Source organism: Psychrobacter sp. 219-2-C (assembly GCF_049560815.1).
Lineage (GTDB): Bacteria > Pseudomonadota > Gammaproteobacteria > Pseudomonadales > Moraxellaceae > Psychrobacter > Psychrobacter faecalis.
This window is the reverse complement of record NZ_CP186933.1, coordinates 673,219-687,006: the sequence shown is the minus strand read 5'-3', so window position 1 is coordinate 687,006 and position 13,788 is coordinate 673,219. Positions and strand designations below refer to the sequence as shown.

General features: G+C 44.4%; 10 protein-coding genes. 4 read left to right on the top strand and 6 right to left on the bottom strand.

Annotated elements, in window-relative coordinates:
- Positions 1–198 precede the first annotated feature (198 nt).
- On the top strand, positions 199–1,533 hold the full coding sequence (purD, locus tag ACPEGP_RS02785) for a phosphoribosylamine--glycine ligase (RefSeq protein WP_423814235.1): 1,335 nt from the start codon (positions 199–201) through the stop codon (positions 1,531–1,533).
- A 394-nt stretch (positions 1,534–1,927) separates the two neighbouring features.
- Positions 1,928–3,337 (top strand): ABC1 kinase family protein, encoded by a 1,410-nt coding sequence (locus ACPEGP_RS02780; RefSeq protein WP_144296193.1) that lies wholly within the window; start codon positions 1,928–1,930, stop codon positions 3,335–3,337.
- 181 nt (positions 3,338–3,518) lie between these two features.
- Here the strand turns inward: ACPEGP_RS02780 and ACPEGP_RS02775 are convergent, their stop codons facing one another.
- On the bottom strand, positions 3,519–4,181 hold the full coding sequence (locus ACPEGP_RS02775) for a DUF938 domain-containing protein (protein ID WP_102077072.1): 663 nt from the start codon (positions 4,179–4,181) through the stop codon (positions 3,519–3,521).
- Between the two features lie 234 nt (positions 4,182–4,415).
- On the opposite strand from ACPEGP_RS02775, the gene ACPEGP_RS02770 reads away from it, so the two are divergent.
- Together ACPEGP_RS02770 and ACPEGP_RS02765 are read left to right on the top strand one after the other, a co-directional pair.
- Positions 4,416–4,628, top strand: a complete 213-nt coding sequence (locus tag ACPEGP_RS02770) for a DNA gyrase inhibitor YacG (protein ID WP_102077071.1) — start codon at positions 4,416–4,418, stop codon at positions 4,626–4,628.
- A 55-nt stretch (positions 4,629–4,683) separates the two neighbouring features.
- Positions 4,684–5,865, top strand: coding sequence for an aspartate aminotransferase family protein (locus ACPEGP_RS02765; protein ID WP_423813855.1), 1,182 nt, complete (start codon positions 4,684–4,686; stop codon positions 5,863–5,865).
- A 116-nt stretch (positions 5,866–5,981) separates the two neighbouring features.
- Here the strand turns inward: ACPEGP_RS02765 and ACPEGP_RS02760 are convergent, their stop codons facing one another.
- The 5 genes from ACPEGP_RS02760 to prfA all read right to left on the bottom strand — a co-directional run bounded on the left by ACPEGP_RS02760 (position 5,982) and on the right by prfA (position 13,768).
- Positions 5,982–6,881 (bottom strand): LysR family transcriptional regulator, encoded by a 900-nt coding sequence (locus ACPEGP_RS02760; RefSeq protein WP_423813854.1) that lies wholly within the window; start codon positions 6,879–6,881, stop codon positions 5,982–5,984.
- A 252-nt stretch (positions 6,882–7,133) separates the two neighbouring features.
- Positions 7,134–9,365 carry a DNA polymerase III subunit gamma/tau gene (gene dnaX, locus ACPEGP_RS02755; RefSeq protein WP_423813853.1) on the bottom strand — a complete coding sequence of 744 codons (2,232 nt, stop codon included), beginning with the start codon at positions 9,363–9,365 and terminating at the stop codon, positions 7,134–7,136.
- Positions 9,366–9,481: 116 nt separating this feature from the next.
- Positions 9,482–10,873 (bottom strand): hypothetical protein, encoded by a 1,392-nt coding sequence (locus tag ACPEGP_RS02750; RefSeq protein ID WP_423813852.1) that lies wholly within the window; start codon positions 10,871–10,873, stop codon positions 9,482–9,484.
- 114 nt (positions 10,874–10,987) lie between these two features.
- A complete protein-coding gene (gene lysS, locus ACPEGP_RS02745) occupies positions 10,988–12,526 on the bottom strand; it encodes a lysine--tRNA ligase (protein WP_144296199.1) in 1,539 nt (512 codons plus the stop codon).
- Positions 12,527–12,676: 150 nt separating this feature from the next.
- Positions 12,677–13,768: a peptide chain release factor 1 gene (prfA, locus tag ACPEGP_RS02740; protein ID WP_102077065.1), complete on the bottom strand. Its 1,092-nt coding sequence runs from the start codon at positions 13,766–13,768 to the stop codon at positions 12,677–12,679.
- Between the last annotated feature and the right edge of the window lie 20 nt (positions 13,769–13,788).

Genomic DNA, 13,788 nt, shown 5'->3' with positions numbered 1-13,788 from the left:
AGTATTTAGTAATTAAGACAATAACTCCCTAACCTCATCTAAAACTTGCTAGCAGGTGGATACTCATGACAATCATGGCGTTTTTTTGTTAGAATACCGCAGTATATTGCAGCAGATTTTGCTGGCTCGCTATTAACTCCTAAAAAACTAACTCGCAAACAACTTACAATGAATTTTGATGCTAAGGGCAGACGTATGATGAATATTTTGGTGATTGGCTCAGGTGGTCGCGAACACGCACTCGCATGGCAGTGTGCAAAAGACGACAAGGTACAAAGCATCTATGTCGCCCCCGGTAATGCTGGCACCGCCCTTGAGCCCAAATGCCAAAACGTCACCTTAGAAGATATAGCCGATGCTGACGAACACAGTGCTGTCATCGAATTTTGCCAAAATAATGCCATTGATATGGTGATTGTCGGTCCAGAAGCGCCGCTGGTCACCGGTATCGTTGATGCTTGCCGCGCAGCCGGTATTAAAGCATGGGGGCCAACCGCTTATTGTGCGCAGCTCGAAGGCTCAAAAACCTTTGCAAAAGAATTTATGGCACAAAACAAAATACCAACCGCAGCTTATCAAGGGTTTACGGACGCTACTGCTGCCAAAGCCTATATCGATGAGCAAGGCGCACCGATTGTGATCAAAGCCGACGGTTTGGCTGCTGGCAAAGGCGTTATCGTCGCCGAAACCATCGAGCAGGCGCACGAAGCAATTGACGATATGCTTGCGGACAATAAATTTGGCGATGCTGGTAGCCGTGTGGTTATCGAGCAATTCTTGCAAGGGGAAGAAGCCAGCTTTATTTGCATGGTAGATGGTAACAACATCTTGCCGATGGCAACCAGCCAAGACCATAAACGTGCGTTTGAAGGCGATACGGGACCAAATACTGGTGGCATGGGCGCTTACTCCCCTGCCCCAGTCGTCACCCAAGACGTTCACGATAAGGTAATGGCGCAAGTTATCCAACCTGTTGTTGATGCCATGAAAGCCGCCGGACATCCTTATACTGGCTTTTTATACGCTGGGCTAATGATTGATGAGGCGGGCGACCCGTATGTAATTGAGTTTAACTGCCGTTTTGGCGACCCAGAAACGCAGCCAATTTTGATGCGTTTACAATCATCGATGGTTGACTTGGTCGCACAAGGGCTAGAGGGTAAATTACCAACCGCAGCCAATTGGGATGAGCGCCCTGCTCTCGGTATTGTCGTTGCTTCAAAAGGCTATCCTGAAACCTCATCTAAAGGTGATGTAATTACCGGCTTGCCAGAGTTAGATAATGACAATCAAAAGTCAGTCAAAGTTTTCCATGCTGGTACGGCTTTCTCTAATAACGATACGCATAGTGATGATAATGATGAGAAAGAAGTGGTGACCAATGGCGGGCGTGTATTGTGCGTGACGTCATTGGCTGATAGCATTTCTGGTGCACAGCAAGCCGCATTGACCGTGACAGGCGCGATTAGTTTTGATGGCGCTCATTATCGCCGTGATATCGGACACCATGCGATTGCGCGCGAAAACGTTTAATATGGTTAAGCCAATTTAAAACTTATATCGTTTTTCTTATATTGTTTTTATGGTAATCCGACCTAGTGTAATGCTAGGTCGGATTTTTCGTTTGCTCATTTTTTATGAGCGTATTTTAAAATTTATCTTTGGCGGCTTAATGTTAGAATAAAGGTCATCATCGTGGCGCATAATTTTGAGCGCTTTAATGCTCGGTCGTAGCCTGTAACATAGCAATTCATAGATGTACTTTTAATAAGCATACGTTAACTTACAAAGTAACGGCTCATGCTAGGCGCAGGCAGCTCAATCTACCACCCATTATATGATACAATTTTGTACCAGTACGTCGCATCTCCTTGTATTGTCGGTTTACGCCCGCACATCAATAGCAACCGGATGAATGATTATATTTATGGCAAATGATACCTCTAGACCCTCTAATAATAAACCGTCTAATAATAAGCAATCCATCGACAACCTGAAGACCTCAGGGTTTGAGCGTCGGATGTCTATTGCGAAAACTTCCTTAAATATCGGTCGTCGTTGGGCAGGTAATAGTGTGTCTGGTATGTTTTTGAATAAAGAAGCACGTACGGCGCGCAATCAAATTTTTATGGAAGAACAGGCGCATTATCTGGCAGAAGAGCTGGGTAAATTAAAGGGCTCGGTGGTAAAAATTGGCCAAATGCTGGCAATTTATGGCGAGCATATATTACCGCCTGAAATCACGCGCGCCCTGCAAACACTCAATGACGATACCGCCACCTTAGCATGGCCAAAAATCGAGGTCACATTACGCCAATTATTAGGCACGAAGTTAAATGAGTTAGAAGTTGATCCCGTTCCTATTGGTACCGCTTCCCTCGCCCAAGTTCATCGCGCAACGGTATTGGCAACGGGCGAGCAAGTGGTGTTAAAAATCCAATATCCCGGTGTGGCCGATGCCATCAATTCTGACTTGGCTTTATTTAAGCGTTTATTAAAAGTCAGTAATATCGTACCGCAAACACGCGCCCTCGATGCATGGTTTGAAGAGATACGTGACCTCCTCCATCATGAAGTTGACTACGAAGCGGAAGCAGCGACAACGGAGCGTTTTTATGAGCGCTTACTAGGCGACCCGCGTTATATCGTACCCAAAATCAATCGTACTTACTCAACCAAACGCTTGTTATGCATGTCTTATGAGCCAGGCATTACGGTGGTCTCGGAAGCGCTACAGTTATTGTCACATGAGCGCCGCAACGCTATCGGTCAAGCCGCTATCGAAATCATGATGCAAGAGATTTTTGTATGGGGCGAGATGCAAACGGATCCGAATTTTGGTAATTACCTCGTTCGTGTCGCTGCTGATGAAAACGAAATCGATAAGCTGGTCTTGCTAGATTTTGGTGCCATTCGCCAATTCGATGATAACTTACTAACCATTGCGCACGGGCTATTGCGAGCTGGGTATCGTCATGACCATCACGCAATGAAACGCGCTATGACCGGTTATGATTTCTTTGATAGCATGAGTGATAAAGTACGTTCAGATATCGCTTCATTGTTTTTATTAGCGACAGAACCCTTTAGCGACCCTACTTTAAACCCTGATATTCCCAAAAATTGCTTAGATGAACAGCAGCGTTATATCTGGGCCAATAGTAAATTACATACTCGCCTCTCAAATAACGCTACGCGAGCAATACAGTCTTTCGAGTTCAATCTGCCACCTAAAGAATTTATGTTTATCAGTAGAAAATTTATCGGTGCTTATACCTTTTTGACAGTGCTAGATGCGCATACGGATTCTAATAAACTGGTAAAGCCTTTTTTATAAGATGAGAAAGTGATATTTTTTGGACCGCCCTTTTGTGGCGGTCTTTTTTATGTTTTTTTACTTGCTTAGGCTATTTTATATAATTATCTTCTTGATAATACATTTTTGTTTCATGCTCTTTGTCCTTAATTTTTTATTCAGTAATTTTAAGTATAATTCATTATTTTACTTAGGCTATTTTTTATGCTTCATTACTTGCCCGCCAATTGTCGAATCGGGTTTGATAACCGTCAGGCTTACGCATGTTTAACTGCCAACAAGTTTCACCGCGCGCTAGATACTTGACTTCAAAGTGTGTACGCTGACTATCGCTAGCGACTTTATGACGCGTATTCGGTAAGCACCAGACCTCATTGGCTTGCTGCTCTGCATTATCCATATATGCCTCTATATTAGTCGCCAGCACTACTTCTCCGCCTACTTGCAAACGAGAAAGCAAGAATTCAAAAAAAGGCATATTTAACCACTGTTGGTTAGGGTTATGTTGCTCAGGATTGGGATATAAGATAAAGATACGCTCGATACTGTTTGGTGCAATGGCGTGGACAATCCAAGCGATGGCATCAGCATGAATCTCGCTGAGGTTGCATGACTTTTGCTGCGCTGCCATTTTAGCAAAAGCATCGAATTTATTACGCGTACGCTCGATGGCTATCAAGTGCTTATCAGGATGTTGCAGTGCGAAGCTAAGCGCATGCTTGCCCTTCCCTGCGCCAATCTCCAATACCAAAGGCAGCTCGGCGTCAACCAATATATCCGGCATTATAAAATCGCGTGGAGCTGAGAGTTTTTGTGGTTGAAAGGCGCGCTGCTGCTGATGCGAAAGCTCAAAATTGTCAGTCATCTACTATCCTTAAGGGATTTGTCATTTGTCATTATCCGGTCGCATGCTATTATATAGTCAATCCAGCCCAATAGTAATACAACCTCCACGCTTATCGAATGACAATTATTAATGACGCAGGGCGATTGCTTATAAATCTGGAAAACCCACATTTTTCATACTCGCTATTGATTAGAAGCGCTGTCCTAAATGACAGCATTTATTGATAGCCCATAGGATGTATCTACTTTTATTATGACTGAATCTACTTCTAGCAACAGCGACAACCATACCAACCCCTTACCCAAAACCTATCCTTGTCCAGAATGCGGCAACCAAACCGCGTGGCAGGACAATAAATATAAGCCATTTTGTAGTCATCACTGCAAGCTTATCGACTTAGGCGCTTGGGCAAACGAAGAATATACCTTACCTGCCGAATCGACGCCGTTTTCTGATGAGCTCTAATTAATCCCAATCTCTTTAGCCCTCTAACCTTTATATAATTCCAAGGATGTTTTACATGTCTGCTACTTACCTGATGCCCACTTACAATCGTCAACCAATTAGCTTCACCCGCGGTTCAGGCAGTTGGCTTTATACCAAAGATGAGACGCCCTACTTAGATGCCTTGACGGGTATCGCAGTATGCGGCTTGGGGCATTGTCATCCAGAAGTAACTGAGGCTATTCAGCAGCAAGCAGCAACCTTAGTGCATACCAGTAATTTATTTGGCATTGATTGGCAAGAGCGAGCTGGCGAAGCTCTATGTAATGCCGCGCAAATGGACAGCGTATTTTTTGCTAATAGTGGTGCTGAAGCCAATGAAGCGGCATTAAAACTGGCACGACTCTATGCGCATCAGCAAGGTTTTAAACGCCCAAAAGTTATCGTTATGGAACAGTCTTTTCATGGTCGTACCTTGCTATCGTTATCAGCAACTGCCAACCCTAAAGCCCGTGAAGGTTTTTATACCTTGGATAAAGACTTTATTCGTGTGCCCTTTGGTGATATCGCCGCGATTGAGCAAGCGGCTCAAGACAATAATGATATCTGTGCGGTATTTGTCGAGCCTATCCAAGGCGAAGGGGGTTTGAATACCGCAGCCAATGGTTTTACGTATCTTGAGCAACTACAAGCTATATGCGATAGTCATGATTGGTTATTTATGCTCGATGAAGTACAAACCGGTAACGGTCGTACGGGCAAGTACTTTGCGTATCAGCATAGCAATGCACGCCCTGATGTCTTAACCACGGCCAAAGGCTTAGGTAATGGCTTTCCAGTAGGCGCTTGCATGGTACGCGGGCGTGCCAATGGCTTGTTTGGCGCCGGTAGTCACGGCTCAACCTATGGTGGCACGCCGCTAGCCAGTCGCGTAGTACATAGCGTTTATCAAGTGCTTGCTGATGACAGTATCATGGACAATGCCGTCACCGAAGGACAGTTCATCCGTGAAGACGTGGTTAATGCGCTTGGACGATATGGCGTTAGCACTCGCGGCGCAGGGATGATGATTGGTATCGCGCTGCCAGAAGAGATGGATTGTAGCAAATTGGTTGACCGTGCCCGTGATGAGCAAAAATTAATCATTAATGTCACAGGCGGGCATGTGATTCGTCTATTGCCGCCGCTTAATATGAGCCGTGATGAAAGCTCACAAGTGGTTGAGCGTTTGGTTAATTTATTGAAGCCCTCATTTTAAACGTCTGGATTAACCAAAATTTAAAACTAGAAAAAGCCTATAGATACATTATCTATAGGCTTTTTGCCTTTTAACATTTTAAAAGCATTTTAATCAGATATTACTAAATACTTAACTTAATTGGCGTGAAAGTACTTTTTTAATACTTCTAAGCAACGGGTGATTTTTGCTGGTTGCTGATCACGGTTTAAGGTGACGGCATATAGCACGAAACTTGGCAGCTGATAACCAGTCAACACTTCGACCAAATTGCCATTTTCAAGCTCTCTTTTGACGTCCATCTCCATGATACGAATTATACCATGACCTTCCTTTGCTAAAGTCATCGCCATAAAGACGTTGTTGGTGTGAATACGCGAATTCATTTTGATGCGTGTTTTCTTGCCTGTTTCGGTCTGAGTAAGCTCGACATGACTTGCATCCTTCATGATATCGATACAAATCAGCTGATGGTCTGCTAAGTCTTTTGGCGTTTCAATCTTTTTATGCTGACGTAAATACTGCGGCGAGGCGACCAACAGTTGACGCACATCAGATAACGGATGATTGCTCAAGGTTGAGTCGTTGATATTAGGGCTCATACGTACCGCAATATCGATACGCTCATCAATCATATCGATATAATGATTGTCAGCAAAATAAGTAATGCTAAGGTCATCGTGCGCCGACATCCAAGTCGATAGAGCGGGCAAAATATGGTGAACGCCAAGCTCAGGCGTCGTTGCAATACGCAAACTACCAGCAAGCTCATCACGTAATTGATTGACTTTAATACGCCCTTGTTCAGCGGCACTGACCACATCTTTTGCCGCTTCATAAAAGCTGGTGCCCGCTTCTGTTAAGCTAAGCTTACGAGTTGAGCGATGTAGGAGTACTACGCCAAGCTCGTTTTCTAAAGCGCGTATCTGTTGGCTGACCGCACTGGTCGTAATACCCAATTCGCGAGCTGAACCACTAAAAGAGCCGTGTCCGACCACACTGGCAAACACAGCCATACCACGTAAATTATCTAACATATTTCCACCTAAGCTGCTTTTTAGTTTTTAATATAACTTAACCATTATAGCGGATTATAATAAATCTTACAGTTTTTTACTATAACTCTGTTAGTCATCCAAAGCTATTTAGTCATTAATAAAACGAAAAATATCAAGGCGATAAATTGATATCGCCTTGATATTTGGAGAATTATAATAAAATATATAAAGGTTTACTGATTAAAGATTGCCAATCATAAAATTGAACATTGTTTAATATAACTGAACGCTTTAATATAACTGAACCTTACCCATTTTTCCTTCACCGCGCTCCGTCAAATACTGCATAACGGGCGTATTAAGCAATCTAGACTCTGCCACTGTACGCGCTTCAATAAGGCGTTTTTGTTGACGGCGCTCAGGGGTTTTATCTTCGGCTTGCATAATATTACTATCTATGTGCAAGCTAATGTCTGCTTGCGTAAACTGTTCTTGCAGTTTCGCTGCCAACTGCTGAAAAGTAGCTTGCAGATGCTTACTATCTACCGCCGTGACAAAGACCGCTTTAGCGTTACAGTGACCGGTCATCATCCCTTGGCGCGCTAATGCCAATTCATCGGGTGCCAAACTACCAGCTTCGCGGGCGCATTGTAGCCAGTAGTCCCATTTTTCTGGCGTCCACTCGCCCGTTAATTCTTGCGGCGCACAGCGTAATAAAGTACGCGGATCATCCACTTGCGCAGTTAATTGAGAATCATTTGCGCTAGGCTCAACAACAGGCTCAGGCTCAACAACAGGCTCAGGCTCAACAACAGGCTCAGGCTCAACAACAGGCTCAGGCTCAACAACAGGCTCAGGCTCAACAACAGGCTCAGGCTCAACAACAGGCTCAGGCTCAACAACAGGCTCAGGCTCAACAACAGGCTCAGGCTCAACAACAGGCTCAGGCTCAACAACAGGCTCAGGCTCAATAACAGGCTCAGAGATAACATTGCTGCTTAATAAATCCAATCCTTCATCATTACCGTAGCTATTATATTGGTCAAATTCAGCATCATCATAACTTGTATTGTATGGCTCGACCTCATTTTGACTTGAGGTCTGATAATCAGCATCATAGCCTGGTAGGGGCAGTATTGAGTCCGCTGCTGGCTCTAAGTGTGGTTCTGGCTGCGATTCTGATAGCGCTTCTACTACTGCTAAGGTTTGCTCTAATGAAGGCGCTATATTTTCAGCTGTATTTAAAAGCGCAGTGGTGTTTGCTGCATCAGCAGTACTGGCACTTATTGATACTGTATTGAGTTCAGCCTTAGCATTATCGGCCGTATTAGTTTCTATCGAGCCTGTAGAAACAGATGATACAGAGCTAGATGCTCTAGGGACAGAAGATATAGTAGTATCCGGTACGTTTGCTAAAATCTCATCGACGGGTAAAGGTCGAAACGCTAATAGACGTAAAATACACATCTCAAGCGCCTGCATCGGTGTGCTAGCCAGCTTTACGCCTTCACGCGCTTGGACGACGATTTCGTAATATAGCTGTAAAACGTCAGGACTCATGTGCTGCGCAAGCTGATTAATCTGCTGCGCTTGTGCTTCGTTTACGTTAAGCGCAACCTCAGGCAGCAGTTGCGTCAATGCCAATTGATGTAACAGCTCAGCCAAGCCGTCAAACATGCTAGTGGCATCGACCATTTGCGCCCGCATTTGCTCGATATGTGTGGCGACTGCTGATTTATCATGATTATAAATATCTGTAATTAAACGCACCAAGTCAGCGGCATCAATTAACCCAAGCATGGCATTAACTGTTACATCATCGAGCGCGCCTTGTCCAAATGCAATCGCTTGATCGGTCAGCGATAACGCATCACGCACCGAGCCTTTAGCAGCACTGGCCAATTGCCAAAGCGCAGGCTGAGTATAATCCACCTGCTCTTGATTTAAGATATTGGCTAGATGCTCACTAAGCAGACTTTGCGATAAAGGACGCAACACAAACTGCAAACAGCGCGAGATAATCGTGATGGGCAGCTTTTGTGGGTCGGTGGTGGCTAGTAAGAATTTTACATGCTCAGGTGGCTCTTCCAAGGTTTTGAGCAGCGCATTAAAGCTGTGTGTCGACAGCATATGCACCTCATCAATCAGGTATACCTTGTAGCGACCTTGGCTTGGCGCATATGGCACATTATCAAGTAGCTCGCGAGTATCTTCAACTTTGGTACGCGAGGCCGCATCAATCTCGATTAAATCAATAAACCGTCCTTGATCAATCGCCACGCAGTTATTACAGACACCACATGGCGTGCTAGTAATACCCTTCTCACAGTTTAAACATTTAGACAAAATACGCGCAATAGTGGTCTTACCGACACCGCGCGTACCCGTAAATAAGTAAGCATGATGCAGACGATTATAATCAATCGCATTAATCAGTGCTTGGGAGACGTGCGATTGCCCAATCAACTCGTGAAAGTTTTTTGGACGATATTTGCGCGCTAAAACTTGATATTGCTGCGTCATAATAAATGCCAATGTGAGTAATGATATAAATAAAGCTTCAAATCAGCGATTTAGCTTAAAACTAACTATCAAAGTAGGTATTGAAACCAAACGTCGAAACTGGGTTCTAGCACAAGTTAGGATTGCGCCCGTAACTCAGCCAATTGCTCATACAAACGCTGGGTATTGGCATCGATAAGCGAGCCTTGCTGATGAAAGGCGTCAAGATGAACTTCGGTATTTACGCTGTCGTCACAGGGTCTGACATCGACACCGATTAAAAACAGATCTTGCATGACTGGCTGCTGCATTTGCGCGTTGAGCTCAAATAATAAGTCTTGATGACCGGCACGCACTTTGTCCGCACTTAACAAGCTGCTGTCATCTTGCGCATAAAAAACCAGCAGATAATGACGCCCAAAGACATTATAAGAGTGCTCATGGCGCACGTAGCCATTCCAGCGTGAATCTTGGTCAATCGTTCTATGCGCCAATATTTTCTCTACCAAACAAGCATAGGTGTACATGGACTCATCGACCAAAATATCAACCTGCTCTTTTGGCAATGGCGTACCCACGTCATAACACGCTCTGACTAAGCTATTAAACAGCTTGTACCACATGCGCGTGTTCTTTTGAATCTCTGCCATCAACGCTTGAGCAAACTCCGTCTGCTCAGGCTCTGCCGCTTTTAGCAATCTTGGTTCAATCTCTGCTATCAAATTATGGCTGACCAGTTGTTTTTGAACCTCAATCGCCCTTTGGTGAAAATCTGGCGACTGTAAAAACTGAGCAAGTAAGGTTGATTCGTCTTGAAACGCTTCAAATCCCGCAAACTTACGGCGATGAAAATCTAAAAATGCTGTCAAATCACTGGGCGTCACCAATTGCTTGAGTATCTCAGTGAAGTTTTGATAGCTAAAGACTTGCAAGACACTTTCTTCATCGTCCAAATCTAACACACAGTCTTCTGCAAAAAACTGACTGCCATATTCATAGCCAACCGCATATGAGGCAGTTTCTACAGGTTTGCTCTGTTGGCTATTACGATAACTATTCTGATAGCGGTTTTGATAAAGGTTTTGAGCATTATTCTTTTCAGCATTTATCTCAGCAATCTCTTGATGCTGAACCGAAAGTGCGGTCAAACCAATAAAATAAATCGCCTTGTCTACTGTTTGCCTTTGGCCAGATGCCAACTTATTTTTAGACTGGTTTTTAGAATCATTTTGATAGGCAAGCGCCTGATCATTCTTAAGATACAACTGAGCGTGTTGCTTAATCAGCTGATTGACAACGTCTTTTCTCCACGTACGCACCTGAGTGCTATCGATATCCTGTCTATCAGCCTGTATCGTCACATCATTGACGATAAGGTAGACCACAGCATTAGAAAACTCAAAGACAAAATCATACCCCTGAAGATATTCAGGGTCAGTGATTTTGTCTGGAGTTAAATCGTACAAAGATAAAAAGTTTTGCTGAATCATCTGCTGCCAAATCGACGCTGGTACTTGCTGAGTGTCCATAACATCCCTATCCATAAGGTCTCATAAAACACTTGAGACCATTCCGTTAAAAGTACAAAAAGCCTTCTTATGTTCAGTTTAGTCCCAGCGTCGATTTATGGCAAGTAAAGCAGTCTAGCTTTCGAACTTGCGGCGCATATGTGGGAATAAAATTACATCGCGAATACTGGCCGAGTCAGTAAATAGCATCACTAAACGATCGATACCGATACCCTCACCTGCTGTTGGCGGTAAACCATAAGACAAGGCTTCGATATATTCTTCATCAAAATGCATCGCTTCATCATCGCCAGCGTCTTTTTCAGCGACTTGGCCATGGAAACGCTCAGCTTGATCGGCAGGGTCATTGAGCTCACTAAAGCCATTTGCCAGTTCACGACCACCGATAAATAGCTCAAAGCGATCGGTAATGTCAGGATTGTCATCGCTACGGCGTGCCAGCGGTGAAGTTTCAGCTGGGTATTCGGTGATAAAAGTCGGCTGACGTAACTGATGCTCAGCGGTTTCTTCAAAGATAATGGTCTGCAATTTACCCACGCCAAAGACATCTTTGACTTGTTGTTTAAGCGTCGTTGAAGCATATTCTGCAAGATAATCACGGTCGTTGATACGCGATATATCGAAGTTTTCGGCATATTTAGCGATGGCATCAGACATCGACAAGCGGATAAATGGGGCTTTTAAGCTAATCGCCTCGCCTTGATAAGTCAGCTCCGTGGTGCCCAAAATATCCATCGCCAGCTCATTGAACAAGCGCTCGGTCAAATCCATCAAGTCATGATAATCGGCATATGCCTGATAAAACTCAATCATGGTGAATTCAGGATTATGACGGGTTGAGACGCCTTCATTACGGAAACTGCGGTTAATCTCAAATACTTTTTCAAAACCACCAACCACTAGGCGTTTTAGATACAGCTCAGGCGCGATACGCAGATATAACGGCATATCTAAGGCGTTATGATGGGTCACAAACGGACGCGCAACCGCGCCGCCTGGAATAGGATGCATCATCGGCGTTTCAACTTCCATAAAACGCTCGTTTAGCATAAATTTGCGAATACCGCTGATAACCTGACTGCGAATCACAAAGGTATCGCGCGTGGTCTCATTGGTCATCAAATCAAGATGACGATTGCGATAGCGTGCTTCGACATCGGCCAAGCCATGGAACTTATTTGGCATCGGACGTAGCGCTTTGGTCAATAGAGTCAGCGCTTCGATATGGACATATAAGTCGCCTTTGCCAGAACGACCAATATAACCAGATACCCCAACGATATCACCCAAATCTAGCGATTTGATCGTCGCTAGTGTCTCTGGGTCTAGCTGTTTGCGTGCTACATATAACTGAATACGACCGGTCATATCTTGAATCACGATAAACGCGCCGCGATTGAGCATCACGCGACCGGCTACATTTACCTGAGTTTTTTCACCATTGGCAATTTTATCTTCAATTTCTTGCTTTGAGATACCGTCAAAAGCCGTTTGTAAATCCTGAGCATAGTCCGTGCGCTTAAAGGTATTCGGATAAGGCTGCTTACCTGATGCTTTGATGTCATCCAGCTTGGTTTGCAGTTGAGCAATAAGCTCGTTGGCGTCTTCTGGAGCTTGCTCTTGATTCGGATTTTGATTGTTGTGCTTTGACATAATACTCTCAAAATTATTAGATAATTAAAGGAATAAACGAAGTAAAATTAAAATAAAACGTTCAAATAAAACTTATTTTTAATATGAAAAAATAGCAAAATCTTTCTGACTGTTGGCGTCCAGCTTAGCTAACTTAGACAGTTTGTGCTTTTAATCACCGCCGCCGATACTAGCCATCAAGTCTGCTTGGTGTTCACGCAGCAGCGCATCAAGGATTTCATCTAAGTCGCCTTCCATAATCGAATCAAGTTTGTATAACGTCAAATTGATTCGATGGTCGGTCATACGGCCTTGCGGGAAATTATAGGTACGGATACGCTCTGAGCGATCACCACTACCAACCAAGTCGCGACGTATTGAGTCAGCCACATCGACTTGTGCTTGTACTTTTGCTTGCTGAATTTTGGACACCAGCATTTTCATCGCATGAGCACGGTTTTTATGCTGACTGCGTTCTTGTTGACACTCTACCACGGTACCCGTTGGAATGTGGGTCAAACGTACCGCAGAGTCAGTGGTGTTAACGTGCTGACCACCGGCGCCGCTTGAGCGAAACGTATCCATTTTAATATCAGCAGGATTGATATCGACGCTATCATCAATCTCAACCTCTGGCATAACGGCAACCGTACACGCTGAAGTATGGACGCGACCTTGGCTCTCGGTTTCAGGCACACGCTGGACGCGGTGCGCACCCGACTCAAACTTTAAACGACCATAAACGCTATTGCCCGACACACGAGTAATGATTTCTTTATAACCGCCATGTTCGCCCTCATTGGCTGATAAAATCTCTACCGTCCAGCCTTGGTTTTGCGCGTATTTTTGATACATACGGAACAAATCACCCGAGAAAATCGCTGCTTCATCACCGCCTGTCCCCGCTCGAATTTCCAAAAACGCTGGCACTTTATCATTGGGGTCTTTTGGCAACATCATGACGTTAAGCGCTTCTTCCATCTCAGCAATGGTCTTACTCGCACTGTCAATCTCATCCTGCATCATCTCTTTCATTTCAGGGTCTGATGATTCCGCAAGCATCGCCTCTGCATCCGCTTGATCCGTCTCTGCCCGCACATAGTTCTGCCATAACGTCGTGATCTCCATCAAGTCGCTATGCTCAACGGACAATTCACGGAATTTATTATTATCGCTGATGACACTTGGGTCGGATAATAAGGCGGTGACCTCTTCATAACGGTCTACCATCTGGTCTAAACGCAGGCGTAAGGATTCTTTCATAAAAGGACTTTTTTAAAATG

What these genes read in the sequence shown, in the direction of transcription:
- purD (WP_423814235.1), top strand. Translation starts at nt 199, where the DNA reads ATGAATATTTTGGTGATTGGCTCAGGTGGTCGCGAACACGCACTCGCA.
- ACPEGP_RS02780 (WP_144296193.1), top strand. Translation starts at nt 1,928, where the DNA reads ATGGCAAATGATACCTCTAGACCCTCTAATAATAAACCGTCTAATAAT.
- ACPEGP_RS02775 (WP_102077072.1), bottom strand. Translation starts at nt 4,181, where the DNA reads ATGACTGACAATTTTGAGCTTTCGCATCAGCAGCAGCGCGCCTTTCAA.
- ACPEGP_RS02770 (WP_102077071.1), top strand. Translation starts at nt 4,416, where the DNA reads ATGACTGAATCTACTTCTAGCAACAGCGACAACCATACCAACCCCTTA.
- ACPEGP_RS02765 (WP_423813855.1), top strand. Translation starts at nt 4,684, where the DNA reads ATGTCTGCTACTTACCTGATGCCCACTTACAATCGTCAACCAATTAGC.
- ACPEGP_RS02760 (WP_423813854.1), bottom strand. Translation starts at nt 6,881, where the DNA reads ATGTTAGATAATTTACGTGGTATGGCTGTGTTTGCCAGTGTGGTCGGA.
- dnaX (WP_423813853.1), bottom strand. Translation starts at nt 9,365, where the DNA reads ATGACGCAGCAATATCAAGTTTTAGCGCGCAAATATCGTCCAAAAAAC.
- ACPEGP_RS02750 (WP_423813852.1), bottom strand. Translation starts at nt 10,873, where the DNA reads ATGGACACTCAGCAAGTACCAGCGTCGATTTGGCAGCAGATGATTCAG.
- lysS (WP_144296199.1), bottom strand. Translation starts at nt 12,526, where the DNA reads ATGTCAAAGCACAACAATCAAAATCCGAATCAAGAGCAAGCTCCAGAA.
- prfA (WP_102077065.1), bottom strand. Translation starts at nt 13,768, where the DNA reads ATGAAAGAATCCTTACGCCTGCGTTTAGACCAGATGGTAGACCGTTAT.